The organism is Sulfurimonas sp., assembly GCF_041563495.1.
In the GTDB taxonomy this organism is placed as follows: domain Bacteria; phylum Campylobacterota; class Campylobacteria; order Campylobacterales; family Sulfurimonadaceae; genus Sulfurimonas.
Genome location: NZ_JBFFMZ010000014.1, coordinates 1 through 26,091, shown reverse-complemented (window position 1 = coordinate 26,091; position 26,091 = coordinate 1). Strand labels below are relative to the sequence as shown.

The following is a 26,091-nucleotide window of genomic DNA, read 5'->3' as shown; positions in this document are numbered from 1 at the left end:
TGGTCTAACACTGTTTCTAATATTCTATTTCAATGGTGCTGACACGAGGATTTGAACCCCGGGCCTGTTGATTACAAATCAACTGCTCTAGCCAACTGAGCTATGTCAGCATCGAAATTGAGCCAGAATTATAGTGCAAAACATTTTCTATGTCAAGGGTTTTTTTGAGAAATTTATAAAATCTTCATCTTTTAATATTATTGGCTCAAATCTACCCCTATATTCATGTATTTCTTTAGCGATTTTATCTAAAAAGCTAGGCTTAATATGATTTATGTATAACCTTAAATCATCTCTTTTTAGCATTTCTACATTTTTAAAGAGTAACTCCGGTGTTAAATGTTTACTCTCTTTTGCAAGTATCGGCATGCTTGATGGAAACGAACACTCAATTACAATAGAGTTTATATCTTTTCTTCTATCAATTATCTCTATGACATTATCCAAAGCATAAGTATCTGCAGTAATAAGTACTGAATCATTTTCTCGCTTAAAGATATATCCGCAACTAACAACTGTGTGGTCTGTCTTAAATGCTTCAAGTGATTCATTTTCATTTAATCTATATTCCTTATCTAGTTCTACCTCTACGTAAGATAATGCCGGTTTATCTGATTTATTTAAGTTTATTGTTGAGAAATCAGGCCATATTAAATTATTGAAAAAATGTTTTTGAAGCGTTTTGATAGTTCCCGGTAATCCGTGTATATTTAAAGTCTTGGTTCTAAGAGAAAAATAGTTATCCAGTATATATGCTATATCGCTGATATGATCAAGATGTGAATGTGTAAGCCATATATTTTCTATATCAATACTTTGTTCATCCAATGTATTTAGCAAATTACCTGCATCTATCACATTTGATTTGTTGAGTAAAAATGAACTTGTACCGAAACCTTTTGCTCTTGTTCCATACGCTCCGAGTATCTTAATCCTTTTTCCCTGTGCTTCTTTATCTACTACTTCTTCTTGGTACTCATCTTTGAATTTTTCTCTTACCTCTAAAATACTATCCAGATTTTCAAAAAACAGGTCTATAAGTTTAGGATCAAAATGCTCACCCCTTTCTTCTTTAAAAAGATTAAAAATTCTCTCATCATCCCATGCTTTTTTATATACTCTGTCAGAACCCAATGCATCAAAAACATCAGCCAAAGCGGTAATACGTCCATATATATGGATCTCTTCACCCTTTAGCTTTCTAGGGTATCCTTGCCCGTTCCATTTTTCATGATGCTCATATGCTACTATAGATGCAGCTTTTAAAAGTGGTCTGTCAGAATTTTTGATCATGCCGTAGCCAAGTTCAGCATGAGTATCCATCACCTTTCTTTCTTCATCGTTAAAGCGGCCCGGTTTTTTCAGTATGGCATCGGGAATTGCCACTTTGCCGATATCATGCATTGGAGAAGCTTGTTTTAAAAGTTCGGCTTCTTTTGGCTCCATACCGTAAGCAAGACCTAAAATCCTTGAGTACTCCGCAACCCTCTTTACGTGGTTACCTGTCTCTTTACTCCTACTCTCACCAATAGCACCCATAGTAAAGACAACTTCTTTTTGCGTATCTTCTATCTCATTGGTTAAGCGGGCAGACACAAGTGTCTCAGCTGCATATGTACTTGCCAACATAAGGCGTTCCATATCTTTTGTATCAAAAACTTCTTTTTCGCCTTTATGGTTGATTACCTGAAAAGCACCGATAATGTCATCATCGTTATCAAACATAGGAATTACCATCATACTTTTTGTACGGTAACCTGTTTTTTTATCTATATCCGGATTAAATCTTTCATCTTTATAAACATCATCTATTATTATTTTTTTACCTGTTGTAATAGAGCACCCGACTATTCCTGAATCCATGGGAAGTCTTATAGCATCTATACCGTGAGCCACTTTTGTCCATATCTCTTGCTTTTCTTCATCGACAACCCAAACCGTACATCTGTCAGCGAAAGTCAAGGCTCTACCCATATTAGCTAAGACCATTATGATGTCATTATAATCTCTCAAAGAAGATACTTCAGTCAGGTATGTAAATATCATTTGTAGTATTTCATTAGCACCTAGGCTTCTTACTTCTTTCATCGTCATCACCTCTCTATTTTGTTGTCATCTTATGAACACCCCATGGCTGTCCGTCTTTTATATGCTCTAAGAAATATTTTGACGTATTATCATCATATTCTTCTACTAAAGCACTGAATAATACTTCTGCTTCTTTAAAATCACCGTTCTTATATACACTAAGTGCTTTATCATATAGTTTTTTAATCTTTTTTGCTTTATCTGTGTCTGGCATAAGTTCATACAAAAGTACAGCTTCATCTTTACCTTTTACTTTTACCGGCTCTATCTCTCTATATATAAACTTGTTACTGATTTTTGCAACAGTAAACTCTGTAATCAAAATACTTACACCATAGTTTTTAGTCAGACCTTCCACTCTAGATGCCAGGTTTACACCATCTCCGATGACTGTATAGTTAAACCTGGTATCTGAACCCATATTCCCGACGACCACATCTGCGGTGTTTATTCCTATACCTATTTTTATAGGACTGATGTTTTCAAGAGCAAGTTCTTTATTTAAGGCATCGAGCTTTTCTATCATTTGCAGAGCACAGACGCAAGATGCATCTGCATGGTCTTTAATATCTACAGGTGCATTGAAAAATGCCATGACTGCATCTCCAATATACTTATCAAGCATCCCGCCGTTATCCAGAACCGCATTTGTCATCGGCGTAAAATATCTGTTTAACAGAGTAATAAGACTTACCGGGTCCATGGACTCTGAGATTGTAGTAAATCCGCGGATGTCACTAAAGAGGATACTAAGTTCTTTACTCTCACCGCCAAGAGCAAGTGCGTCCGGATTTTCTATGAGTTTATCAAGCAGATCGCCTGAGAGGTAACTCGAAAATGCACCGCGCATAAACTTACCTCTTTGTTCTTGCAGAGTAAAAGCTATAGCTTCCACTGCAACCAAACTAAGGATTAAAGAGATTAGAGGATAGAAAAGATCAATATAGACCATATCGGACACAAACAGATATCTTATGTAAGCATATACTATTAGATAAACAACTATATTTATAACTACTCTATGTAGTATCTTTTTAAATAGGAGCACCAAAATAAACGGTAAAAGAACCATAAAGACAATCAACGCAGAAGTTATATATTTAGGCTCTTTTATAAGGTGGTCTTGAAGCAGGTTAGATATAAAAGTATAGTGAAGCAAAGGTCCGGGCATAGATCCCAGAGGAGTACTCACAACATCGCCCGCTCCAACTTCGGTTATTCCTAAAATAACGATTTTATCTTTGAAGTGCTCAGGTTTTATTTTCCCTGTTGCCACATCCAAGAAAGAAACTACATTATACTGATTTGGCTGATAAAAATTAAGTTTAATAAAACCTTTTTCATTTAAACCTATTGACTTATCATTTATCTTGACGTGCGTAGCATCTACTCTTTTTATGTCCTGATTGAACTTTAATCTCAATCCTTGAACAGCCAAAGAGGGATACAAAATATTTTGAAAATATACGGCAACCGAATAAGAACGAAGAAGATGGTCACTCTCGCTAAGGGTAGAAAAACTTCCACTTAAAGAACAAGACTGCAATATCGGTACAATATTCATCTCTGCAAAAGGAGCACTTACAAACAGAGGTGTTTTAAACTCTGATATTTGTGATTGCAGCAAGTCAAGAGATGAGTCACCCAAGATTTCCAACTCTTCATCAGTTATTTTTTGGGTGGACTTATCTCTTAAAAAGAAACCGCAAACACTGGCGTTTAATCCTGAGAGTGACTCAGCCAGTGCAGAGTCCTGCTCCTGTGAAGTGGGTTCAGAGAAGATCATATCCATCAAGACAACATCAGCTTCTCTCAGCCCGTCTATTCCTTTGGCTATTATCTCCCTCTTCCAAGGCCATCTTCCAAACTCATTTACACTTGGCTCATCTACCGCGACAAAAACGACTTCCTTACTTGGTTCTTTTTTTTGAAAGTCAAAGTTGACATCATTGTAACGAAGCGAAAAACTCTCGAACGGTTCTACCTTATATAGATACAGCAGAAGTGTTACTGCTAAAATAGGTATTAAAACACCGAGATAAAGAAGCTTTTCTTTCATTATTATCTGTCTCCTTGATCAAGGATGTGAGGTACAGCTTTGCTGAGATGATACATTCTACTTTATAGATTCCATAAGTTTTTCAAAACGTTCAAACTCAGCTTCATCTTCTTTTGTCCATGCTTTCTCATCAACTTTTTGTCCGTCAAAAGAAATGGTGTTTCCTGCTTGAAGGTCAAACTCTTTTGTCATAAGAGCTGCCCCCTTTTGTTGCTGTGCTTTGTATTTTTCAAATTCTGATTGTTGCTCTGAGATATATTTGTTATACTCTTCCTGAACCGCTTTTCTATAAAGTTCAAACTCCTCTTTCATACTTTGTATCCCGACAATACCCTCTTTTAGTTTTACGGAAGATTTTTCACCGGAGTCCACTATGAAAGTTGTCCCTTTAATACCGATGATGGCAAAAGGCGTTTTTACTTTAAGTGAGTTTTTTGCATCTCTTGAGGTGATTTTATAATAAACTTTACCCATCTCCTGTTCTGCCATATTTGCAGATGCGAAGTGTAGAGTAGAGCTTGAATCAAGGACTAAAATAGAACCGTCTAAAAGCTTTATGATAGCATTGGCATTTTTAGAAGTAGTTATCAAGTCACCTTTTTTTACTTCCAGACCTTTAGTGACTTTACTCTTTTTAAACGAACCTTCACTCTTGACCTTTACATTTCCTTTTGCAAGTTCAACACTCCCCAGAGCTGAACTTGCATTTGCTACTGTAACTGCTAATAAAGCTATAAAAAAAGACGCCAAAACTCCCCTCACAACAAACCCCCGTATTCATTTTTACCTATTATATCATTTAAATTGATACAATTAGATAAAAATTTACCTCTCAAAAAGAGTAAGGATTTATATGCTAAAAATACTATTTTCACCATCAGAAGGCAAAAACAGAGGTGGTGAAGAATCACCAAAAGAACTACTTGGTTCCAATAAAGCAAGAAAAGAAATATTAGACGAATATAACAAAATAGTAACAGGTAAAAATGAAGAAGATATAAAAGACTTATTTGGATTTAAAAAGATTAGCGACTGCGAAGCATATATAAATGATGTGTTTAATTCTGCTCTTATGTCCGCCATACAAAGGTACCAAGGCGTAGCTTATGATTATCTGGATATAAACAGTTTAGATGCAGGGCAAGTAGAGTATCTTAAGAAAAACACTATAATCTTTTCAAACCTCTACGGTCCGATATTAGGCGGAGATGCAATTGCCAACTACAAGGTTAAACAGGGAAATGACATCGGAAGCATCACTCCGGACAAGTTTTATAAAGAGAGGTTTACCTATCAGTTGGATTTGTACTTAAACAACGATGATATACTAGATCTTCGTGCAGGTTACTACGACAAGTTTTACAAAGTGACAAAACCATACACAACCTTGAAGTTTTTAAAAGACGGTAAAACTGTAAGCCACTGGGCTAAAGCATACAGAGGTTTGGTTTTAAGAGAGCTTGCCAAGAACAACATAAACTCCATGGAAGAATTTATGGCTCTTGAGATAGACGGACTGCAAGTCAAAGAGATAAAAGTTATCAAGAATAAAACAGAGATTGTATATAATATCGTTTAATTAAAAGGAAGCCCATTTGCAAGACGCTAAAGACTCACAAGAATACAAAGATAAAAAAGCATATTTTGAAAAGATAATCACACTTTATGGCAGAAATGTTGTAGTAGAAGCACTGCAGGACTCACATATAGAAGTTCATAAACTTCACATGGCTTCCAGCAATAAACCTGACGGAGCCATAAAAACCATACTATCGCTTGCAAAGACAAGAAACATAGAGATAACTTACCATGATAAAAACTCTCTAAGCAGAATAAGCAAAAATGCCAAACAAGACCAAGGCGTTGCCATAGATATCATTGCCCAGACTTACAAAAGCGCAAAAGAGATAAAAGACATGAAAAGCTTTAGACTCATAGCACTAAATGGCATCCATAACCCTCAAAACCTTGGGATGATCATACGTTCATGTGCTGCGGGAAATGTAGACGGAATCATACTGCCTAAAAAAAGCTCTGCAAAAATATCTCCGCTTGTAATCAAAGCAAGTGCGGGAACACTTTTCAAACTTCCGATTTATTATTGCAACTCTCTTGATGAGATATTTCCAGACCTGGATGCCGATACAAAGATATACTCTTTATCCTCACATGCCAAGACAAGCATCTACGATGTTGAGCCGACAGAGAAATCAATATTTGTCTTAGGAAACGAGAGTGACGGAGTGAGTCCTGAAGTTGAAAAACTTTGCAATGATTCAATCAGCATACCGATGCAAAGAGGCGTTGAATCACTCAATGTCGCAGTAACCGCATCTCTTTTGGCTTTTATGAAGTAATTATATTCTTCTCAAAATCTTATCAAGCAGAGATGTAGAGAGAATTCTTTTAAACCCACCCAACAGATGCGTAGCAAGAGTGTTGTAGTATCTGGGTTGCGGTTTTTTAGATTCAAGTGCATGGAGTATATTTTTTATAACAACATCTGAATCATTTGTAAAAAAACCGCTGTCTTTTTCCTTTACGCTAAGCAGTTCTTCTTTATATTCTTTCTCAAAGACACTTCCCTGCACAACTACATTTTTTTTAAACATCTTGATGGCATTTTTTCTAAAGTCTGAACGAACCGGACCAGTGTTTATGGTGCAGACATGTATGTCGGTCTCCATAAGCTCTAAACGGAGCGTGTCACACAATCCTTCTATAGCATATTTTGAAGCGTTGTACGCCCCGCGAAAACGAAGTGAGATGATGCCCAAGACTGATGAGTGCTGTATGATTCTTCCGTAACCTTGTCTACGCATGATTTTAACAGCTTGGCGTGTAAGTTCATGAAGTCCGAAAAAGTTTGTCTCGAACTGCTCTCTTAAGACATCGATCGTTATGTCTTCTACAGCTCCGGGCTGTCCGTAGCCCGCATTGTTAAAAACAGCGTAAAGCTCAGAACCGTCTTTTGTTATCTCACTTAAGACTCTTGAAATATCATCTGCACAAGTCACATCAAGCAGGTAAGTCTCTAAACCTTCGTCTTGAAGTCTCTTCACATCCTTGGCATCTCTAGCAGATGCATAGACTTTATAACCGTTGTTGTGCAGATAGTGGGCAGTGTCGTAGCCTATACCGCTCGAACAACCTGTTATGAGTATGTTTTTTTTCAAGAAGTCATTATCTCGTAAGGTCTTTTTATCTCACGCATTACCTCATCGACACTCATGTGACGAGACTTGCGCAAGAACTCTTTTCCGTCTAAAAATATCAAAACCGTAGGAATAGCATATACATTAAAATGCGGTGCTATATCTTCAGTCTCCGAGATATCTACACTTTCAACTTTAAAGTCTTTAAAGTTGGCATCGAGTGCATCTAGAAGTTTAGGTTTTAGTGCATGACATACATTACAAGTCGGTGCCGAAAAGTAGACCATTACTGCCAAGTTTTCTTTTATTGTGTTATTTATATTTTCAATTGTTTGCATGAGAAGAATTATACACTATTTGCTATAATCTGCTTATGAGTTCAATAATATTTTCAATTCTCGGTATATATATTTTTATTGTCGTAGGCTTCATCGCTAAGATGAGTTTTAAAGACCAAATAGACGACAAAACCATAACACTTATCAATGTCTATTTTCTGCAAGTGTTTTTAACTTTTTGGGGACTTCTCATTCGCCCTATCGACATCACGCTTCTATACGCTCCTAGCATCTATCTTGGCATCGTTGTCATTCTTCTGATAATCTCCGCCGTTGTTGCAAAAAAACTTTTTGAATCTCAAAAAGAGTACTCTATAGCTACAGTCGCCGCTCTCATAGGAAACACCGGAAATCTCGGCATCCCTATAAACATAGCCATCTTCGGCGAAGAGTCTATTCCCTACACAACCGTAGTAAACCTTATGAATGTTTTTGTGGTCTACACCGTAGGTGTCTTTTACTACTCACGCGGGAGTTTTGATACCAAAACATCTCTGCTAAACATTGTAAAGCTTCCTATTCTTTGGGCAGCCATACTTGCCATAGCCCTTAGCATCTACGGTTACAAACCTTCAGGTGTGGCTCTTAGCACTCTAATGATGGGTGCTTACGCATCTATGACTATGCAACTCTTTCTTTTTGGCATCTATTTATACGGTACAAAGATTCAAGAGATTAGCAAGACCTTGATTATCTGGGTCTTAATGTTTAAGTTTTTACTGCTTCCCTCCATCGCATTTTTGGTCCTTGCAAACATAGAACTCAATGCCATGATAAAAGGCATCATCTTTATAGAGCTTATGATGCCTTTAGCCGTTGCAAATGTAAATCTTGCATCTCTATATGACTGCAACCCGAGAATTGTTACAGCTTTAGTCTTTATATCTTCACTTGTTTTCTTGGGAGCTATATTTGCGGCTGTGGAAGTTTTGGCTTATTTGTAGTTATGCTTAACTAGAGATTTTTCTCTAGTTAGCCGTCGTTTGTAATAGCAGTAATGAGCTCTTTTAAAACATCTTCGCATTTATCGTTGTCTATCTGACACGTTCCCGCAGCACTGTGTCCGCCACCGTTGTATTTTAGCATCAGCTCACCGACATTAGTTTTTGAACTTCTGTTGATGATTGATTTACCTGTCGCAAAAACTGTGTTTTGTTTTAAAAATCCCCAAAGTACATGGATTGATATATTTATCTCAGGGAACATCGCATAAATCATAAAACGGTTACCCGGATAGATAATCTCTTCATCTCTTAAATCAAGGACTATCAGGTTATCATAGATGGTTGAGCATCTCTGAAGCTGATCTTTGAACTCGCCTGCGTATTTGTTGAAAAGGTCTACTCTCTCTTTTACATCAGGAAGTTCCATAATCTCATCTATGCCATGGTCATGACAGTAGTCAATCAAGTCCATCATCAAGTCATAATTTGAGATCCTAAAATCTCTAAATCTTCCAAGACCCGTACGAGAATCCATCAAAAAGCTAAGAAGGTCCCAGCCTTTAGGATTTAAAATATCCTCTTTTGAAAACTGTGCTGCATCCGCTTTATCTACGGCTACCATCATATCTTCACGGATCATAGAGAGGTCATTATCTTTAACGTAGTAATCATAAACGACGCGAGAGGCAGACGGAGCATCTGCGATGATGATATGATTATCTGCTTTCTCATTACGGAGTGTCTCACTCTCATGGTGGTCAAATACCAAGTGAGCATGAGAGACATACGGCAGGTTTGTAATGATATCGTTCTCCGTAATCTCTATAGTACCGTCTTGCATATCTTTTGGATGAACAAACTTAATATCTTCTATCAACTCAAGCTGTTTTAAAATCACAGCACAGACAAGACCATCCATATCACTTCTTGTGACCAAACGAAACTTTTTACTCATTTCTAGCTACCTTTTGGTTTTATTATCGCTTTGATTATATATCAATCTTATTAAAGCTAATCTGAAACTATGAAGAACAACTAAGCTTAATATTCTTTGCACTCATAGGTGTAGCTTTTGCCAGATGCTCCAACTCTTTATGTTCTTCAAATGGACTAAGTGCGACTGTTAGAAGTTCTTCTATCATAGAAAAGTCTGATGTTTCTGCTTTTTCTATCGCTTCTTGCAAGATATGGTTTTTCAAAATATACTTAGGATTCACCGATAGCATCCGAGCATATCTCTCTTGCGCAGAGAGAGTCTCTTTTTCGAGTCTTTTATCATATGCATCGAGCCACTCACTCAAAGGAGTCTGGTAAACTGCCATTTCTAAAATACTTTTTTTATCTCTCTCGTAACGAGAAAGTATTCTAAAAAATCTTGTATAATCAATAACCGCACTCTCTAATGAACCCAGCATCCATTTAAAAAGCTCTATATCCTTTTTATCTTTTTCATACAGCCCCATCTTTTCGTACATTATATTCAGGTAGTATTCTTCGTACGTCGGTCCATATGTCTCTTCCAAAATCTTTAAGGCTCTGTCATGATTTATGATAGGTGATATTGCAAGTGCCAGAGCTTGCAAGTTCCAGTGAGCGTTGCCTGGCTGGTTTTTAAAACTGTAACGACCCTCTGCATCTGTGTGGTTACAGACATAATTTGGCTCATAATCATCTAAAAAGGCGAAAGGTCCATAGTCTATGGTTCTCCCTTCTATGGACATGTTGTCTGTATTCATAACTCCGTGATTAAAACCTACGCTCTGCCACTTAGCGATTGTTATTGCAGTATTTCGAACTATCTCTTCATACATCTTTGCGTACATTCCCTCTGTATTTTTTATATGCGCAAATGATTCGTCTATAACATAGTCTGCAAGTTTTTGAAGTTTGTCATGCTCACCTTTTGCCTTGAAGTACTCAAAAGTTCCAAAACGGACCCAAGTCGGAGAAATGCGAAGGACTATTGCACCCTTTTCCCACCTCTCACGTGCCACATCAGTCTCACTACCTATAAGAGCCAAAGCTCGAGAAGTGGCAATACCGAGACCGTGCATCGCTTCGGACATTAGATATTCGCGGATGCTTGAACGAAGAACTGCCCTGCCGTCTCCCTGACGAGAGTAAAGTGTCAGACCGGAGCCTTTTAGCTGTAAGTTTTGCCCATTGACTTTTCCAAGGTTTATCGCACGTCCGTCTCCAAGACGAGGTACAAAATATCCAAACTGATGACCTGCATAACACATGGAAAAAGTTTTAGAGCCTTCAAGTTTATATGTTCCGTTTAGTATCTCTACCAGCTTTTCATCTTTTGTTATATCTTCATCAACTCCTAAAAGTTTGGCGGCATCTTTGGATGCAGAGATAAGAAAAGGCTTTTTTAATGGTGTCGGTTCTACCAGATCAAAAAAGACAAGATCGAGTTTTAAATATGGTGTAGTTACTTTTAATTGTGAAATCTTCATGATTAGTTTGTAACATTAGAGATATTAAAAGAGCCTACAATAAAAGAAACAGGCATATATTTGTAGCAGGCTTTAAGGATAATTTATTAAACTACTCATATGAATAAATCGCTCCAGAAAGTTTTTGAGTACCACGAAACTACAAAACATGCCAAAAACAGATATGCCCGTTCACTAGGTTATATGGATTGGGCAACACAGCCAGATCCCTTTAGAGTCTACAATGGCACTAAAACCATAAAGCTTCCTTTGGCAATAACAAACCCAACTCCTCCTTATCATCTACTGGATGCCGAGTTGCCGTCTGCTCCTGTATTAAAAGAGTCTATTTCTCAGCTTTTGCAGTTTTCTATGGGACTTGCAGCGTGGAAAGAATCAGGCGGAAGTTCTTGGGCAGTTAGGTGTAATGCTTCTAGTGGAAATCTGCATCCTACTGAAGCTTATCTTGTGCTTCCTTCTCTTTTGCAAGAACAAAAATCAAAAAGCAGTTTGTATCACTACAAACCAAAAGAGCATGCCTTGGAAGAGTTGGCAAGTTTTGAGACATCTTTTTGGGAGCAACTGCCTGAAAATAGTTTTATAGTCGGACTATCGAGCATCTCTTGGCGTGAAGTTTGGAAGTATGGAGAACGTGCTTTTCGTTACACTCAGCTAGATGCAGGTCACGCCTGGCAGGCTTTTACAGTATCAGCCAAGATGCTGGGATGGAAAGTAACCAGACTAGACAGTGTATGTGATGAGGAGATTTCTGCTCTTTTAGGATTAAACCAAAAAGAGAGGTTTTTTGAAGATGAAAATCCAGATATGCTTTTTGTAATCTCGCAAGAAAATATAGATCCCAGACTTCACATAGAAGAACTACTCTCTAATATCCCTTTAACATTTGAAGGTATTGCAAACAGACTGAGTCCATCGATGCAAAAGTGGGATATCATCCCTGCAATTGAAGAAGCGACATTAGAGCCTCAAATCCCTCAGCCATCAACACTAAAGAGTGAGATCACAAGAGCTCCAAGCAGAGAATCAAAAGAGGTTGTCCTAAACAGAAGAAGCGTTCATGTTATGCAAAAAGAGTTATCCACTATTACAAAAGAGCAATTTCACACAATGTTATTTAGTATTTTAGATTCTCAAGATGCAAAAGAAAACTCCACACATTTAGTAATCTTTGTGCATCAGGTACAAGACTATGAGAGTGGCTTATATGTTTTAGTGCGTAACTTTAGAGATAAAGATGATTTGGTAAAAGAGATGGATGAAAAGTTTTCCTGGACTCACACAGAGTTTGAGCATCTCTACTTGCTTCAAAGTGGAGATTTTAGAGTTATATCAAAAGCTGTAAGTTGTTCTCAAGACATAGCAAGTGATGGAGCTTTTAGTCTTGGTATGCTGTGTAACTTTGTATCTCAAATAGAGATGTTTGGAGCACACAGATATAAAGAACTTTACTGGGAGTGCGGAGCCATGGGTCAGCAGCTCTATCTTGAAGCCACTTCAATGGGACTCTCAGGAACGGGAATCGGTTGTTTTTTAGATGATGATATGCACAAACTGCTTGGACTTAAAAATAATCGTTTTCAGATTTTGTATCATTTTACCGTAGGACGAGGTTATGTTGATAACAGGATTATGACAAAGCCTGCGTATTGAAGAAGTTTTAGTTTATACACCAAAAGGTGTATAAATGAATTATTTGATTTTTTGTAAAATCGAGTCTACAGAGAAACCAAATTTCTCAAATAATTGTTCAGCAGGAGCAGAAGCACCAAAGCTGTCCATTCCGATAACCGTATCTGCAAATCTGTACCACTCTAAACCGCGAGCAGCTTCGATAGCTACAGTTTTTGTTCCTTCTTTTATGATAGAAGAGATATAAGAGGCATCTTGTTCTATGAAAAGGTCATAACAAGGAACTGATACAACATTTACAGGTACATCCATGCCATTTAGTGTCTCTTTGACTTTTAGTGCAAGCTCAACTTCACTTCCAGATGCCATAATAGTCATAACCGCATTCTCATCACTCGCAAGCAAGTAACCGCCTTTTGAAATCTCTCCCGCTGCAGGAGTAGGAAGAACTGAAAGGTTCTGACGAGAACATACAAACGCTGAAGGAGATTTACGCATCTCTAACGCCACTTTCCATGCTTCTACATTCTCATGCCCATCAGCAGGTCTCCAAACATAGAAGTTTGGAAGTGCGCGGAATTGTGAAAGATGCTCGATTGGCTGGTGAGTCGGACCGTCTTCACCAACACCGATACTGTCATGTGTCCAGATAAAAAACTGCTGGATACCAGTAAGTGCGGCAATTCTTGCAGCAGGTTTTAGGTAATCTGAAAATACAAAGAATGTTGCAGAAAAAGGTAAAAGCGGACCGTAAAGAGCTATTGCGTTTACGATAGATGCCATAGCATGTTCACGAATACCGAAATAGATATTTCTGCCTTTTGGAAAAACGCCCATGTCATTTAGGTTTGTTTTGTTTGACGGACTAAGGTCAGCTGAGCCGCCTAAAAAGCTTGGAATACCTTTGGCAATTGCGTTCATGATTTTTCCGTTAGTCGAACGAGTTGCATCTGCTTTGTCAAAAGTCGGATAATCAATACGAGAAAAATCAGGATTCTCTAACGCTGCAAGTGCTTCGTTTTGTTCCATCAGAGGAAGAGTCTTTTGTCTGTGAATCCACTCACGCTCTAACAAATCACCCTCTTCAATTGCACATCTAAATCTAATCATAACGTCTTCATCGACAAAGAATTTTTTCTCAGGGTCAAAACCTGCATCAGCTTTTGCCTGAGCAATAACATCTTCACCAAGAGGAGCACCATGAGAGTGGTGAGAACCTTCAAGCTTCCCTGCACCTTTTGCTATGATAGTGTTGGCTATGATGATAGTCGGTTTAGTGTTTGCTTTTGCAGTAGTGATAGACGCATCTATCTCATCAAAATTATGACCGTCACACTCTAAAACATCCCAGCCTTGAGACTCAAATCTGCCACGGATATTTTCTGAAATACTCAAATCAGTTGAGCCTTCGATAGTAATACGGTTTGAATCGTAGATAAGAATTAAATTGTCAAGTTTGTTATGTCCTGCAATAGAGCAAGCCTCATAAGAGATGCCCTCTTCTAAATCTCCGTCTCCACACAGACAATAAACATTATGGTCAATAAGTGATGCAGTCTCAGAATTCACTTGAGCGCCTACATATTTTGAAGCCATTGAAAAACCGACTGCATTGGCAATACCTTGACCTAAAGGACCTGTAGTAATCTCGATGCCCGCAGTATGACCGAACTCCGGGTGACCCGGAGTTTTAGAGTCCAACTGACGGAAGTTTTTAAGATCATCTATCTCCAGACCGTATCCCCAAAGATAGTAAAGTGAGTAAATAAGACCTGTAGCGTGTCCGCCCGAGAAGACAAGTCTGTCACGGTTTAACCAGTTAGGGTTTTTCGGGTTGTGATTTAAATGTTCACTTAATACCACAGCAATATCTGCAAGTCCCATCGGTGCACCCGGGTGACCTGAATTTGCCGCTTGAACCATATCTGCTGCTAAAAATCTTATACTATCTGCCATCTTTTGACGCATTTGATTACTCATATCTATTATTCCTGTTTTTAGTTTTTCTAAAGAAACATCGCTACGCGAGCGATTCTCTTGTTTTATGTCTATTTATATATTTTGTAAGTAGTGGGGAAAACTCATCACGCAACTTCTCATCAAAACTGTTCAACTCATTGCTAAGTTCGTCCGCTAATGCATTGGCTTCATTCATCGCAACGTCAAGTCCTAAAATAGTGACAAAGCTGTTTTTGTCTTCATCATTATTCGTGAGCTTCCCTGCTTCTTCTGAGCTTTGTGTAACGTCTAAAATATCATCTTGGATTTGAAAAAGAAGCCCAAGTCTGATTCCAAAATCGTAAAGTCTTTCACCCAACTCTTCACGACCGACTATAATAGCTCCCATTTTCAGTGATGCAGCTATCAGTTTCGCTGTTTTGTTTGTGTGTAAAATCTTTATGTCTTGGACATTGAGAGGTTTGTTTTCAAAATAGCAGTCTATTGCCTGACCTAAGACCATTCCGTTCAATCCGCCGTTTTTTGCCAACTCTTGTATGAGTTTTACTCTTGTGTAATCAGAAAAAGGTGCTTCTGACAAAACTTCAAAAGAGTACGTATTAAGAGCATCTCCGACTAGTATCGCCGTCACTTCATCATAAAGTACATGCAGTGTAGGTTCTCCACGGCGAAGCGGGGAATCATCCATAGCAGGTAAATCATCATGAATAAGTGAATAAGTATGCAGTAATTCTACAGCGTAAGCAGCATGTCTTGCACCCTCCAGCATAAGAGAGTTATACGCACTGACAACACCAAGAAGAAGAGCAGGTCTGAACCTTTTTCCACCGGCAATTAGCATCTTAGCAAGAGCTTTCTCATAAGTAGGGTGAATACTCTTTGATGTCGGTAAGTTTTCTAATAAAAAGGCTTCAAATTTTTGCATGTGAAATTATATATGGACTCTAGTTAAATGCTGATTAATTATCGGCACTCTTTACCTTACCCTTAATATTTACGAAAAACTGAAAACCATCTCTCTCAAACAGCAGAGATGCAAAATATTTAAAATCGCTGATATGTTCTCTAATATCAGATATATTACTTACTTTTGTGCCGTTTACCTGAATTAGTCTATCTCCGATTTTAAGTCCGTAACCTTCAAATTCATTGGCAATTTTTAAAATACTCAGATTAGGACTGAAGTAAATTCCTTTTTGTTCCAAGAAAGTATCGCTGATATAGCCGCCGCCGTATCTTTTTTGAGTTTTCACCTTAAAGGTCAAATACTTTGAAGCTCTTTTTACTTTAACAGCGTGGATTGTGCCTATTTTTGAGAAAAGAATCTTTCTCATTAATTCAGCACTATTATTGATTTTTTTGCCATCATATCCGACTACGCAGTCACCTTCTAAAAATGGGTTGTCTTTAATAAAAGGATTTACCCTTTTAATGATAATCTGTTTTTTGGCATCTTCAACCCTTATGCCTATATCGCCATAATCGGTAGTTTTGCTTTTTAGAAACCTCTCTATATACTCTTTTTCAATTATGCCTTCTGGAGTCACTAAGCCCTCTAGCGCGCAACAACTGTTTAAAAGAAGAGCGGGAGTATGAACTTTTTCACTAAAAGTAGCAAAACTGTTCAAGCCTACCTGCTTTTTTCCTACTATCCCTTCTATTGCTCTTTTGTTATCTACAGATGCAACACCTAAGGAGAGATGATTGTTTATTTTAAAGGGATGTTTAAATTCTTTTCTGTCTTGTACAAGATAAAGAGATAAGAAGATATCGTGTTTTATTACTTTTGCATTTGGAGTATATTTTGAGTAGATCAGTCTTTTGTTATTTGGTACAGGAATCTGGATTGTTTGGTTTTTTATGGCTTGTGAGTCGTTGATTTTAAGCTTGCAAGAATCGTATCCGCCCTTGCAGGCAAAGAGGTTTAAAAGAAGAAAGTTTAGAGCTAAAAATAGCCTAAACATTTATTTTGATCCAAATGGGTTCATACCGCCCATGCCGCCCAACATTCCAATTGCACTGTTTTGCTGGTTTTGCTGGACCATTTTGTTGGCATCGCTTATCGCGCCCATAAGTAATATTTGAAGTGATTCTTTATCATTCATAAGTGAGTCATCGATTATCAGGTCAAGTACTTCACCTTTGCCGTTAACACTTAACTCTATCATTCCTCCGCCACTTTTAACGCTAAAAGTTTTAGATTCAAGTTCAGCTTGAAGTTTTGCAGCATTCTCCTGCATACCTTCAAGCATTTTACTCATATCACCCATGTTTCCAAACATTGTTAGATACTGTCCGCAACATAATCAATATCGTTATTATCATCTAAGATAACAACTTTTGGCTTATAAGTCTCCAGATCTTTTTCATCATAAGTCGCATATGCAACTATAATTACTTTATCTCCTTTGTGAACTTTTCTAGCAGCCGCACCGTTTAGGCATATGTCTCTTTTGCCTCTTTCGCCGAGTATTATATATGTTGAAAATCTTTCACCGTTGTTGACATTTAAAATCTCAACTTTTTGTCCAACCCTCATCTTTGCAGCTTCTAAAAGCTCCTCATCTATAGTAATAGAACCAACGTAATTTAAGTTAGCATCTGTAACTGTAGCACGATGGATTTTGCTGTACAACATCTCTATAGTCATCTACTTTTCCTACATTCCCATCTGTTTTTTCATATCAGCAGGACTTATTGGATCATCCCACTGTTCAGAATCGATTACATATTCAGAAACTACATTTCCGCCAATAATATGCTCTGTCACTATTCTATCAATTTTTTCTTTAGTAAGACCTGCATACATAATATGTCCAGGTTCAACTAACATAACCGGACCTGCTGAGCAACGGTTCAAACATGAAGTACGAATCGGTTGAACTGTTCCCATGATTCCCTCTTGCATTAATTTCTGTGCAAGATATTGAAATAAGTCCTGAGTTTGTGGTGTAACACATGATGGTTTCGGCATACCCGGAGGAGCTGATTGCTCACATTTAAACATGTAAAATGCTGGTTGTGGAATTCCCATAAAAGTTATCCTTAGATTTTTAACGGAATTATAGCCAAAATATAAATATATAACCTCATGCGCGAGAAGAAGTTTTAATTTTTAAGCTTTATAGCAACTTTTTAGCTATAATTCACACTATAAATTTAAAAATTACAAGGCCAATAAATTGAAAAAGATTTTACTGTTTTCTCTGCTTATCACATCCCTTTACTCTGATGCAAAAATATATATGGGTGTCGGTGCCGGTTATATGAATGAAACATTTTCTGACACTGCCAACAGCTCTAACACTGCAGAAATGGGAAAACTAAAGATAGGTTACGGTGATAGAAAAGCATACGCTGTTGAGTTTTCATTTGATTATCTTAAAAATGATAAAAATGTTTTCTCGACTACTGGAAAAGACAGTGACAAATTTGGTCTCAATGTTGAACTTGTCAAAGCATTTGACTGGAACATCTTTGTATATCCATACTTTAAAGCCGGATTCGGAGCAGGTTACTTTGACATAAATCACGCTTCGAAAAATTCTCTTAACTACGGCTCCTATAATCTTGGTTTAGGTTGCTATATTCCAATCAGTGAACATTTTGACGTTGAAATAGGTTATGATTATAAATATGTATCTTATGAAAGAGTAACAACTGCGAGCAACCAAATAAATTCACACCTTAACGGTGCTTATGTAGGAATCAATGTAAGGTTTTAAACCAAACACAATCCTAAACAAAGGGGATAAAATGAATTTTCACAAAATAGAAGAAAGAATTTTATCACTCTGTCCATATATTAAAGAGATAGTTGTTACTACCTATAATGGTCACCCTTTTGCAGTGATCTACCCAAACTTCCAAACTTTAAAAACTGCACATATCATAAATATAGAGAGTGAAATCCGCTGGTACGGAGTTGAGCTTTACAATATGGAAGTCGAGGAGTCCGAAAAAGTGCGCGGATATATGCTTTTGACGGAGGCACTTTCAAAAACCAAATCCGGTGAGTTTGATTTATCTGCAATAGAAGCACTCATATCAGAAGATAAAACAAAAATAAAAATATCCCAAGAAGAACCTGCCGACGATGTTTACAAAACTTTAAAATCATATATATCCACATTAAGTTCTGCTACCGTATTACCATCTTCTCATATAGAGCTTGACCTTAGACTTGACTCTCTTAATTATGTAGAACTTTTTGTATTTATCGAAAATAGTTTTGGCGTCAAAATAGATGAGGCAATATTCTCTGAGTTAATGATTATGCAGGATTTATACAACTATATTAAAGAGCATAAACACTACATAAATCCAACAAAGACAGAATGGGAAGATATTCTAAGCGCCAAAAAAGACGAAGAACTTATATATTCGCCGTTTATTATGTTTGCCTACAAAACGATTTTACTGCCATTATTTAAAATTTTCTTTCGTCTTGAAGTAAAGGGCGTACAAAACATTCCTGCTAGCACATGCATTATCGCTCCTTCTCATCAAAGTATGTTAGACGGTTTCTTGATAGAGGCAACCCTTCCGTATAGCATATTGAAAAACACTTTTTTTCTTGCCTTTAAACAAGTTTTCGGCACCTTCTTTTTCAACCCGATTGCAAAACACGGACAATCCATCCTGATAGATGCAAACATAGAACTGAGAGAGACTATGCAACATGTCTCATTGCCTCTTAAAAAGGGCCATAACCTTGTTATCTTTCCTGAAGGGGCAAGGACGCGAGACAGGAAACTGCTGGAGTTCAGACCTTTTTTTGCGATGCTCTCAAAAACACATAACGTTCCTATAGTTCCCGTGGTCGTAGACGGCAGTTACGAAGCACTTCCAACCGGAAAGATATTACCAAGACCGAAGAAGGTGAAGGTAACCTATCTTAAACCAATATATCCAGAGGATATGGGTTATGATGAAATCACGATGCTAGTTAAAAATGCTATCGAGGTCGAGATGAAGAATAATCCCATTATAAACAGATGAGCTTTTTAGAACTCTTTAAACGTCCATGTCTTATCGGTGCCCACAGAGGTTATAATTCAAAGCACCCTGAGAATACTCTATCTGCCCTTGAAGCGAGCATTGGACATTGTGACTTTATAGAAGTAGATGTGCAGTTAAGCCGTGACGGAGTTGCAGTTATCATGCATGATGAAACGCTGGAGCGTACAACTAACGTAAGGGAAAATGAGGCTTATAAAACCCGTGTGCCCTATAAACTAAGTGATTTTACTTATGCAGAACTCTCCAGTCTTGATTATGGCAGCTGGTTCTATCTTGATAAAAAAAAGTTTGAGCCGCTGCTTACTCTTAAAAAAGTGCTGGAGTTTGTCAAGGAAAATAATATCTATATAAATATCGAGATAAAAGATTTAAACGATACCTTTAGTGATGTAAAGGTTGTCGCATCCGTAATAAAAGAGATAGAAGCTTCAAATACCAAGGATTTGGTTCTTCTGTCCTCATTCAGGCATCAGTATTTGCCTTTGTGTAAAAAGATAGAACCGGATATACCTACTGCAGCCTTGGTTGAAGTGAGACATCCAAAACCGCTTATAGAGTATTTAAAATTATTAGAAGTGGATGCCTATCATTTTGATGACGCTCTTGTAGATGAGGCAACCGTTAAAAAATTAAGAGATGCGGGATTTTTTGTAAATATATACACCGTCAATGACAAAAAAAGGCGTCAAGAATTATTTGACATGGGTGTTAACGGTGTATTTAGCGATTATTTAGAGTAGTTACTTTATATTTAAAAGTTCTCTGACGACTTCTCTGTCATCAAAGGGAAACTTTTTATCGTATATAATCTGGAAAGATTCATCACCTTTTCCTAATATTACGACTACATCCTCTTCTTCTTGATCATCAAGCGCCATCTCAATAGCTTTTTTTCTGTTTAACTCTACATTTACGATGCTTCTATCTTCGATGCCTTCTAAAATATCATCTACAATTGCCTGCGGGTCTTCATTTCTCGGATTATCACTTGTGATGTAGACCTTCTTTGCAAGACTTACTGCGACTCGGCCCATCATAGGTCTCTTTTGCTTGTCTCTGTCTCCGCCTGCACCAAAGACTACCAGAAGCTCTTTTTCTTTTAGAGCATTTAACACCTGTTGCATTCCATCTGGAGTATGGGCAAAATCCACTATTACATTTGGAAGTTCACAGACCTGTTCCATCCGCCCGCTGACACCCGCAAAGTTATCAACAACTTCAACTATTTTTTCGAGTTTTTCTTCAACTAAAAGATCAACTGCACCAATGGCAGCCATAAGATTGTAAAGGTTGAAGAACCCATGAAGCGATGCAGTAAAAGGTACTACTTCCCTAAAATGCTGAATAATTCCGCTTGAGGCATTGTTTAAAGAGTACGCCATAAGTTTATATGATGCATTGTTTTCTATACCGTAGGTGAAAGTATTTTTAATATTGAAGGCGGCTTTTGGCTCATCTTTATTTATAAGTTTTTTACCTTCATCTTGAAAAAAGCTGTTTTTCACAGCTATATATTCACCTATAGTTTTGTGATAATCTAAATGGTCCTGCGTGATATTCGTAAGTATTTTAAGCTCAAAATTTAAACCCTCAATACGCTCTTGTGCGATTGCATGAGAACTTACTTCCATAATGAAAAACTCACATCCAGCTTCAACCGCTTGGTAGATATGTTTGTAAGTATTTAAAACACTAGGTGTTGTCAAAGACTTACCCTCAACTACTTCATCATTCATAAAGAAGCCGCGAGTTCCCTGCATAGCTGCTTTATAACCTAAATCAAGCAAGAAAGAATAAATAGCACTTGCCGTAGTCGTCTTACCGTTTGTTCCCGTAATTCCGACTATTTTTATTTTATCAATGCCAAAGAGGGTAGCTATGTCTTTGATATTTATGATTGAATGAGCACCTTTGTCTTTTGCATCTTGAAGGTACTTTTTATTTTGAGCGCTTAAAACAAAAGCTGTATCCGGTCCGCATTCTGATGAGTTTTCACTAACATATTTATATTCTTGATTTGGTAATTTAATCTTCACTTTTTTTACTCTTTGCCAACTTTTTAAGTAGTTTTCTCAGCAATTTATCACTAGGGTAAACACTGAGTGCATTTTCCAAGTAAGTTAGTGCCATTTCTGCAAAACCATGTTCAATCAGGTTTTCTAAAAAATCTACAAAATCTTCTTTTTGAGTAATTATCACACGAGTCGAAAACATGATATTCTCAAAAGTCTCTTTGAAACCTGCACCTTTGTCTAAAATAGCTTTAAAATCTTGATATAGTATTCCGTCTTCAAACTCAAGTCTGTCACGAAGAGGTTCTGCAAATACTTCAGTAAGCTTATCAACAGTCCCATCCATAGTTTGTAAGATGTCACTCATAATATTGTCAGCTGATTCTTTGTCTTCATCTTTTAAAATTTCATAATAATCAAAAAGGGCCTCGGCACCACCCTCACCGCTTAGAGCCATTTCAGAAAGAATCACACCGTTATACGCCTCTTTTGAGTTAGGAAAATCCTGCAAAACTATTGCAAATTTCTCCAGCGCATTTTTAAAGTCTGATTTACTAAAGCACTCTTTAGCTTGTGTTAATGTTTTGTGTTTACTAATGCCGTTCATTTTTTTCACTTTATCAAAGATTATCTATATCGTTTTCCATACCTATGGGTACATTTATAACTGTTAATTCCGGATGTATATCCATTTTTAGTTGTCTCTCTACACCGTATTTCAGCGTAGAACCGCTACTAGCACATCCTATGCACGCACCTTTTAACTGAACATAAACATTCCCATTTTTTACAGTTATAAAGTTTATATCACCACCATCAAGCGCGAGCGAAGGTCTAATTTTGTCAATCGCCGCCTGCACCGGATTCATCAACTCTTCGTCAGTAAATGGAATCATCTATTATCCTTTAGTTATTCTATATACATAAAATATGACAAAATCGCTTAACAAGTCATAAAAAATTAAATTACCTTCGTATTTTTAGTCTTTTAGGGCTAAAATTTCATGTACATAGCTTGGTTTTCTCATACCTACAAGTATATAATCTATACTCTCTCTTTGCATTAAAAACTTTAATGCACACTCTTGCAAAGTCCAATCACAATCTTTAAAGAAATCTTTCAATTGAACTCTTGTGTTTTTTGAACATTCATGAAGGACCATCTTTCTATACTCGGCAAAAAACAGATCAATAAAATTCAACAGTATCTCTTTATTCTTCTCATCTATGGCCTCAAGTGCTGTTCTCATATGAGGGATTATTTGAGCATAAAAGAAAGCATCATAATCACCAATCCAGCCAAACTTATGTTTGGAAGCATCAAGCTCTTCTAAAAGATTATAAAGAGGTCTTAGCATCTCATTGTCACATACTTCAAGCAATTCATTCAAGTGATGATAATACTCTCTTGGCTCATCATAATCAGCTAATCTGTACATAAGTTTTTCATGCTCTGCATTCAGCGGTCTGTTTGCCAAAACCCTAAGGCCATTCTCCTTTGCCCAAGAAGCACACTTAAGCCCTTCTCTCTCAAGAATATTAATAGGCAGCTCAATTGTCGTAAAACTGTGGGTATCATTTCCTACATCTTCAGACGCCTTGTCTGCTATTGTAATCAAATCTTCATACGGTAAAAACTCATCAGAATTATGATCTTTTGAAAAACTGTTTGAACTGATCCCGTAAGAATAGATCCTACCGTTTTTAACTTCTTCTTCCAGTGCCACAAAGGCTCGGTAAAGTCTTCTGTACATCTCATCAAGTCTATCATCTTTATCTACTTTTTTATTGATGGCATCTAAAAGGTAATATTCAGGGTTATGAATAAGATAACAGTCCAATCTTTGCATTTCTAAACGCTTTAGAGACTCTGTAAGCTGGTCATGTATAAATGATTTTGAAATAGAGTGAAAACAATCTTGTGAAAATTCCACCACTTCGTCAAAAGCTTTTTCTTTGTGCCTATCCATATTTGAACCTTGGATATATCCAAACTTGCTGACTATTTCTACCTCTGATCTAACATGTACGGCAAATTCTCTAAACGCAAGAGCTATTGCTCTCTCAGCACCGCCATTCATGTAATTAGACGATGTATCTATCATTGTAATACCAGCTCGTATTGCTTCTTTTAATGCTTCTATGTGTTGCGGATTATAATCACTTATTCTATAAGTTCCAAATGCGAAATTACTCATAATGTATCACCTAATATTTAAGTATTTTGGAATTGGGAAGTTTTATTATGTATATGAAAGGGTGAAAAGCACGGCTTTGCTGTGCGTGGGCTTGACGCCGAGTCAAACTCAGCGTTAGCGTAGCAAAAGGGACTTTGTTCCTTTTGTGTACTAATTAAACAAGCTCAATGAATGCCATAGTAGTAGCGTCACCACGACGAATACGTGTTCTAGTAATTCTTGTATATCCACCAGCACGGTCAACGTACTTAGGAGCTATTTCATTTACTAAAGTTTTTGTTGCTTCTTTACTTTGAAGCGCCGCAAATACTGCTCTGTGAGCGTTAGAGTCGTTCTTACCAGCGATTGTGATAAGTTTTTCAACGTATGAACGTAACTCTTTAGCTTTGATAGCAGTAGTTTCAATTTTACCATGTTCAATTAACGAAATACTAAGGTTCTTAAGTAAAGCAGCACGGTGTGCACTTGTACGACCTAGTTTACGGTATCCATGACGATGTCTCATCTGTTATTCCTCTTAAGCCTGTGCGGCTTCTATTTTCTTTTTTAATGCACTAACTACATCATCTGCAAGGTCTGCACCAACTGCAAAACCAAACTCTTGTAGTTTATCTACGATTTCGTCATATGACTTTTTACCTAGATTCTTAACATTTTTAAGGTCATTCTGACTCATCAATGCTATCTCACCGATTAGTTTGATGTTTGAGCGATCAAGACAGTTGAAACTTCTTGCACTTAAACCTAAACTATCAATATGAGTTACTAGTTTTTTAAGATCAGGATTTTCTTCAACACGCTCGATCGTTGTTGAAGCTTTTATACTGATTTCTGAATTAAATACAGCTAATTGAGCGTACATAACTTCAAGAGAGTTTTTAAACGCATCTAATGGAGAAATCTGACCATCAGTTCTAATGTTTAAAATAACTCTTTCAAAGTTAGGGTTGTCTTCTACAAGGACATTCTCAATTTTGTAAGTTGCACTACGAACAGGAGTAAAATATGCATCTAATGCTATATATCCATCTTCTAATTCATCGTGAGTATCTTCACTCGGAACATAACCTATACCTTGTGCGATTTTAATCACAAAGTTCAAGTTAGAATCTTCGTTTAGAGTAGCAAGTGGAGCTTCAGGTGTTACAACTTCAACTTCATCATTGCTTAGGTCTGAACCTTTAATAGTACATGGTCCAGCAAAACTGTAGCTTATTTCTGCTTCAGCAGCTTCATCTTTCAGCTTAAAGCGAATCTCTTTAAGATTTAAAATAAAGTCTGAAATATCTTCAAGCATACCACGTACAGAATCAAACTCGTGCTTAGCACCTTCGATTTTAATAGCAATTGGTGCATAACCAACTGAACTACTTAATAAAAAACGGCGAAGTGGATGAGCTAAAGAGATAGCATACCCTGTTTCAAAAGGGTATGCCATAATGTTAGCTTCATTCTCACTAATCTGTTCTACCTCAAATTCTTGAGGAGCTAGTGGAGTAGTTTTAATTTTTTTCATTCTCTAACGCCTTTTAATTAACTATTATTTCGAGTAAAGCTCAACGATTAAACGCTCTTCAACAGGGATTACAACTTCTTCACGCTCAGGTAAACGAGTAAAAATACCGAACACTTTATCAGCATCGATATCAACCCATGGAGCTAAACCAGTTTGATTAGTAAGTTCCATAGCACGAACAACTTGAACATTTTTCTTGCTTGATTCACGAACTTCAATTTTCTGACCAGGTTTAACACGGTAAGAAGGAATATCAACTTTTTTGCCATCTACAAGTAGGTGACCGTGAGTAACAAGTTGACGAGCAAAACGACGAGTCGATGCAAAACCCATTCTGTAAACAACATTATCTAATCTTTGTTCGATTAAAGTAATAAGGTTTGTACCTGTATTACCATCACGACGCTTAGCTTCAACGAATAATGCACGGAATTGCTTCTCAGATACACCATACATGAATTTTGCTTTTTGTTTCTCATTTAATTGTAAACCATATTCAGAAACTTTCTTACGACGCTGACCGTGTTGACCAGGACCGTAAGGTCTTTTTTCTAATGCAGATTTACCTGCTAAACGACGCTCACCTTTTAAGTTAAGGCTTACACCGAATCTTCTTTCGATTTTTTCTACTGGACCTCTATATCTTGCCATCAGTAATCTCCTTAAACTCTACGACGCTTAGGTGCGCGACAACCGTTGTGTGGTAATG

General features: G+C 37.2%; 27 protein-coding genes and 1 tRNA gene. 7 read left to right on the top strand and 21 right to left on the bottom strand.

Annotated features, from left to right (window positions below):
* Positions 1 to 33: 33 nt before the first annotated feature.
* From ABYK18_RS11325 to ABYK18_RS11310, 4 genes are all read right to left on the bottom strand, one after another.
* A tRNA-Thr gene (locus tag ABYK18_RS11325) sits at positions 34 to 110 on the bottom strand.
* 37 nt (positions 111 to 147) lie between these two features.
* The gene (locus tag ABYK18_RS11320) at positions 148 to 2,088 is read right to left on the bottom strand and encodes an HD domain-containing phosphohydrolase (protein ID WP_373036787.1); all 1,941 of its coding nucleotides are present in this window, start codon (positions 2,086 to 2,088) and stop codon (positions 148 to 150) included.
* Positions 2,089 to 2,101: 13 nt separating this feature from the next.
* Positions 2,102 to 4,147 (bottom strand): CHASE2 domain-containing protein, encoded by a 2,046-nt coding sequence (locus ABYK18_RS11315; protein WP_373036786.1) that lies wholly within the window; start codon positions 4,145 to 4,147, stop codon positions 2,102 to 2,104.
* Between the two features lie 57 nt (positions 4,148 to 4,204).
* The gene (locus ABYK18_RS11310) at positions 4,205 to 4,897 is read right to left on the bottom strand and encodes a FecR domain-containing protein (RefSeq protein ID WP_373036785.1); all 693 of its coding nucleotides are present in this window, start codon (positions 4,895 to 4,897) and stop codon (positions 4,205 to 4,207) included.
* Between the two features lie 103 nt (positions 4,898 to 5,000).
* On the opposite strand from ABYK18_RS11310, the gene ABYK18_RS11305 reads away from it, so the two are divergent.
* Positions 5,001 to 5,726 carry a YaaA family protein gene (locus ABYK18_RS11305; protein WP_373036784.1) on the top strand — a complete coding sequence of 242 codons (726 nt, stop codon included), beginning with the start codon at positions 5,001 to 5,003 and terminating at the stop codon, positions 5,724 to 5,726.
* 16 nt (positions 5,727 to 5,742) lie between these two features.
* Positions 5,743 to 6,504: a TrmH family RNA methyltransferase gene (locus tag ABYK18_RS11300; protein WP_373036783.1), complete on the top strand. Its 762-nt coding sequence runs from the start codon at positions 5,743 to 5,745 to the stop codon at positions 6,502 to 6,504.
* On the opposite strand, the gene ABYK18_RS11295 is transcribed toward ABYK18_RS11300, so the two are convergent.
* Positions 6,505 to 7,323, bottom strand: a complete 819-nt coding sequence (locus ABYK18_RS11295; RefSeq protein ID WP_373036782.1) for an SDR family NAD(P)-dependent oxidoreductase — start codon at positions 7,321 to 7,323, stop codon at positions 6,505 to 6,507.
* Complete coding sequence (locus ABYK18_RS11290) at positions 7,320 to 7,640, bottom strand: thioredoxin family protein (RefSeq protein ID WP_373036781.1); 321 nt, start codon at positions 7,638 to 7,640, stop codon at positions 7,320 to 7,322. Before ABYK18_RS11290 ends, ABYK18_RS11295 begins: the two co-directional genes overlap by 4 nt.
* A gap of 35 nt (positions 7,641 to 7,675) precedes the next feature.
* Here ABYK18_RS11290 and ABYK18_RS11285 point away from each other — a divergent pair, with 35 nt between their 5' ends.
* The gene (locus ABYK18_RS11285; RefSeq protein ID WP_373036780.1) at positions 7,676 to 8,584 is read left to right on the top strand and encodes an AEC family transporter; all 909 of its coding nucleotides are present in this window, start codon (positions 7,676 to 7,678) and stop codon (positions 8,582 to 8,584) included.
* 28 nt (positions 8,585 to 8,612) lie between these two features.
* Here the strand turns inward: ABYK18_RS11285 and ABYK18_RS11280 are convergent, their stop codons facing one another.
* Positions 8,613 to 9,539 carry an exopolyphosphatase gene (locus tag ABYK18_RS11280; RefSeq protein WP_373036779.1) on the bottom strand — a complete coding sequence of 309 codons (927 nt, stop codon included), beginning with the start codon at positions 9,537 to 9,539 and terminating at the stop codon, positions 8,613 to 8,615.
* A 67-nt stretch (positions 9,540 to 9,606) separates the two neighbouring features.
* Positions 9,607 to 11,046 carry a YdiU family protein gene (locus ABYK18_RS11275; RefSeq protein ID WP_373036778.1) on the bottom strand — a complete coding sequence of 480 codons (1,440 nt, stop codon included), beginning with the start codon at positions 11,044 to 11,046 and terminating at the stop codon, positions 9,607 to 9,609.
* A gap of 99 nt (positions 11,047 to 11,145) precedes the next feature.
* On the opposite strand from ABYK18_RS11275, the gene ABYK18_RS11270 reads away from it, so the two are divergent.
* Positions 11,146 to 12,696, top strand: a complete 1,551-nt coding sequence (locus ABYK18_RS11270) for a SagB/ThcOx family dehydrogenase (RefSeq protein ID WP_373036777.1) — start codon at positions 11,146 to 11,148, stop codon at positions 12,694 to 12,696.
* A gap of 39 nt (positions 12,697 to 12,735) precedes the next feature.
* Here ABYK18_RS11270 and tkt read toward each other — a convergent pair whose 3' ends face one another.
* From tkt to ABYK18_RS11240, 6 genes are read right to left on the bottom strand one after another with little or no spacing between them, the layout of a single operon-like run.
* The gene (gene tkt, locus ABYK18_RS11265) at positions 12,736 to 14,661 is read right to left on the bottom strand and encodes a transketolase (protein WP_373036788.1); all 1,926 of its coding nucleotides are present in this window, start codon (positions 14,659 to 14,661) and stop codon (positions 12,736 to 12,738) included.
* A 34-nt stretch (positions 14,662 to 14,695) separates the two neighbouring features.
* Complete coding sequence (locus ABYK18_RS11260) at positions 14,696 to 15,559, bottom strand: polyprenyl synthetase family protein (RefSeq protein ID WP_373036776.1); 864 nt, start codon at positions 15,557 to 15,559, stop codon at positions 14,696 to 14,698.
* A gap of 34 nt (positions 15,560 to 15,593) precedes the next feature.
* The gene (locus ABYK18_RS11255; RefSeq protein WP_373036775.1) at positions 15,594 to 16,598 is read right to left on the bottom strand and encodes a PDZ domain-containing protein; all 1,005 of its coding nucleotides are present in this window, start codon (positions 16,596 to 16,598) and stop codon (positions 15,594 to 15,596) included.
* Positions 16,599 to 16,916: a YbaB/EbfC family nucleoid-associated protein gene (locus tag ABYK18_RS11250; protein WP_373036774.1), complete on the bottom strand. Its 318-nt coding sequence runs from the start codon at positions 16,914 to 16,916 to the stop codon at positions 16,599 to 16,601.
* Between the two features lie 2 nt (positions 16,917 to 16,918).
* Positions 16,919 to 17,284 carry an aspartate 1-decarboxylase gene (gene panD / locus ABYK18_RS11245; protein WP_373036773.1) on the bottom strand — a complete coding sequence of 122 codons (366 nt, stop codon included), beginning with the start codon at positions 17,282 to 17,284 and terminating at the stop codon, positions 16,919 to 16,921.
* A gap of 9 nt (positions 17,285 to 17,293) precedes the next feature.
* Positions 17,294 to 17,668 (bottom strand): ferredoxin, encoded by a 375-nt coding sequence (locus ABYK18_RS11240; RefSeq protein WP_373036772.1) that lies wholly within the window; start codon positions 17,666 to 17,668, stop codon positions 17,294 to 17,296.
* 148 nt (positions 17,669 to 17,816) lie between these two features.
* Here ABYK18_RS11240 and ABYK18_RS11235 point away from each other — a divergent pair, with 148 nt between their 5' ends.
* From ABYK18_RS11235 to ABYK18_RS11225, 3 genes are read left to right on the top strand one after another with little or no spacing between them, the layout of a single operon-like run.
* Positions 17,817 to 18,359 (top strand): outer membrane beta-barrel protein, encoded by a 543-nt coding sequence (locus tag ABYK18_RS11235; protein ID WP_373036771.1) that lies wholly within the window; start codon positions 17,817 to 17,819, stop codon positions 18,357 to 18,359.
* A 31-nt stretch (positions 18,360 to 18,390) separates the two neighbouring features.
* Positions 18,391 to 19,635, top strand: a complete 1,245-nt coding sequence (locus ABYK18_RS11230; RefSeq protein ID WP_373036770.1) for a 1-acyl-sn-glycerol-3-phosphate acyltransferase — start codon at positions 18,391 to 18,393, stop codon at positions 19,633 to 19,635.
* Positions 19,632 to 20,396, top strand: coding sequence for a glycerophosphodiester phosphodiesterase (locus ABYK18_RS11225; protein WP_373036769.1), 765 nt, complete (start codon positions 19,632 to 19,634; stop codon positions 20,394 to 20,396). Before ABYK18_RS11230 ends, ABYK18_RS11225 begins: the two co-directional genes overlap by 4 nt.
* Here the strand turns inward: ABYK18_RS11225 and ABYK18_RS11220 are convergent, their stop codons facing one another.
* From ABYK18_RS11220 to rpsD, 7 genes are all read right to left on the bottom strand, one after another.
* The gene (locus tag ABYK18_RS11220) at positions 20,397 to 21,692 is read right to left on the bottom strand and encodes a UDP-N-acetylmuramoyl-L-alanyl-D-glutamate--2,6-diaminopimelate ligase (protein ID WP_373036768.1); all 1,296 of its coding nucleotides are present in this window, start codon (positions 21,690 to 21,692) and stop codon (positions 20,397 to 20,399) included. It abuts the gene before it with no gap.
* Entirely contained in the window at positions 21,682 to 22,275 is a 594-nt protein-coding gene (locus ABYK18_RS11215; RefSeq protein ID WP_373036767.1) for a hypothetical protein, read from the bottom strand. Before ABYK18_RS11215 ends, ABYK18_RS11220 begins: the two co-directional genes overlap by 11 nt.
* 13 nt (positions 22,276 to 22,288) lie before the next feature.
* Entirely contained in the window at positions 22,289 to 22,564 is a 276-nt protein-coding gene (locus ABYK18_RS11210; protein WP_373036766.1) for a NifU family protein, read from the bottom strand.
* Positions 22,565 to 22,648: 84 nt separating this feature from the next.
* Positions 22,649 to 23,866, bottom strand: a complete 1,218-nt coding sequence (locus ABYK18_RS11205) for an aldo/keto reductase (RefSeq protein WP_373036765.1) — start codon at positions 23,864 to 23,866, stop codon at positions 22,649 to 22,651.
* Between the two features lie 154 nt (positions 23,867 to 24,020).
* Complete coding sequence (gene rplQ / locus ABYK18_RS11200; RefSeq protein ID WP_373036764.1) at positions 24,021 to 24,371, bottom strand: 50S ribosomal protein L17; 351 nt, start codon at positions 24,369 to 24,371, stop codon at positions 24,021 to 24,023.
* Between the two features lie 12 nt (positions 24,372 to 24,383).
* Positions 24,384 to 25,382, bottom strand: coding sequence for a DNA-directed RNA polymerase subunit alpha (locus tag ABYK18_RS11195; RefSeq protein WP_373036763.1), 999 nt, complete (start codon positions 25,380 to 25,382; stop codon positions 24,384 to 24,386).
* A 24-nt stretch (positions 25,383 to 25,406) separates the two neighbouring features.
* Entirely contained in the window at positions 25,407 to 26,033 is a 627-nt protein-coding gene (gene rpsD / locus ABYK18_RS11190; RefSeq protein ID WP_373036762.1) for a 30S ribosomal protein S4, read from the bottom strand.
* Positions 26,034 to 26,091: the final 58 nt, after the last annotated feature.

Excerpts from the sequence above, each read along its gene's own strand:
- ABYK18_RS11270 (WP_373036777.1), top strand. The coding sequence starts at position 11,146 with ATGAATAAATCGCTCCAGAAAGTTTTTGAGTACCACGAAACTACAAAA.
- ABYK18_RS11225 (WP_373036769.1), top strand. The coding sequence starts at position 19,632 with ATGAGCTTTTTAGAACTCTTTAAACGTCCATGTCTTATCGGTGCCCAC.
- ABYK18_RS11255 (WP_373036775.1), bottom strand. The coding sequence starts at position 16,598 with ATGTTTAGGCTATTTTTAGCTCTAAACTTTCTTCTTTTAAACCTCTTT.
- rpsD (WP_373036762.1), bottom strand. The coding sequence starts at position 26,033 with ATGGCAAGATATAGAGGTCCAGTAGAAAAAATCGAAAGAAGATTCGGT.
- ABYK18_RS11240 (WP_373036772.1), bottom strand. The coding sequence starts at position 17,668 with ATGGGAATTCCACAACCAGCATTTTACATGTTTAAATGTGAGCAATCA.
- ABYK18_RS11230 (WP_373036770.1), top strand. The coding sequence starts at position 18,391 with ATGAATTTTCACAAAATAGAAGAAAGAATTTTATCACTCTGTCCATAT.
- ABYK18_RS11215 (WP_373036767.1), bottom strand. The coding sequence starts at position 22,275 with ATGAACGGCATTAGTAAACACAAAACATTAACACAAGCTAAAGAGTGC.
- ABYK18_RS11260 (WP_373036776.1), bottom strand. The coding sequence starts at position 15,559 with ATGCAAAAATTTGAAGCCTTTTTATTAGAAAACTTACCGACATCAAAG.
- ABYK18_RS11280 (WP_373036779.1), bottom strand. The coding sequence starts at position 9,539 with ATGAGTAAAAAGTTTCGTTTGGTCACAAGAAGTGATATGGATGGTCTT.
- rplQ (WP_373036764.1), bottom strand. The coding sequence starts at position 24,371 with ATGAGACATCGTCATGGATACCGTAAACTAGGTCGTACAAGTGCACAC.
- panD (WP_373036773.1), bottom strand. The coding sequence starts at position 17,284 with ATGACTATAGAGATGTTGTACAGCAAAATCCATCGTGCTACAGTTACA.
- ABYK18_RS11290 (WP_373036781.1), bottom strand. The coding sequence starts at position 7,640 with ATGCAAACAATTGAAAATATAAATAACACAATAAAAGAAAACTTGGCA.
- ABYK18_RS11275 (WP_373036778.1), bottom strand. The coding sequence starts at position 11,046 with ATGAAGATTTCACAATTAAAAGTAACTACACCATATTTAAAACTCGAT.
- ABYK18_RS11205 (WP_373036765.1), bottom strand. The coding sequence starts at position 23,866 with ATGAGTAATTTCGCATTTGGAACTTATAGAATAAGTGATTATAATCCG.
- ABYK18_RS11320 (WP_373036787.1), bottom strand. The coding sequence starts at position 2,088 with ATGAAAGAAGTAAGAAGCCTAGGTGCTAATGAAATACTACAAATGATA.
- ABYK18_RS11210 (WP_373036766.1), bottom strand. The coding sequence starts at position 22,564 with ATGATTCCATTTACTGACGAAGAGTTGATGAATCCGGTGCAGGCGGCG.
- ABYK18_RS11305 (WP_373036784.1), top strand. The coding sequence starts at position 5,001 with ATGCTAAAAATACTATTTTCACCATCAGAAGGCAAAAACAGAGGTGGT.
- ABYK18_RS11195 (WP_373036763.1), bottom strand. The coding sequence starts at position 25,382 with ATGAAAAAAATTAAAACTACTCCACTAGCTCCTCAAGAATTTGAGGTA.
- ABYK18_RS11285 (WP_373036780.1), top strand. The coding sequence starts at position 7,676 with ATGAGTTCAATAATATTTTCAATTCTCGGTATATATATTTTTATTGTC.
- ABYK18_RS11315 (WP_373036786.1), bottom strand. The coding sequence starts at position 4,147 with ATGAAAGAAAAGCTTCTTTATCTCGGTGTTTTAATACCTATTTTAGCA.
- ABYK18_RS11250 (WP_373036774.1), bottom strand. The coding sequence starts at position 16,916 with ATGTTTGGAAACATGGGTGATATGAGTAAAATGCTTGAAGGTATGCAG.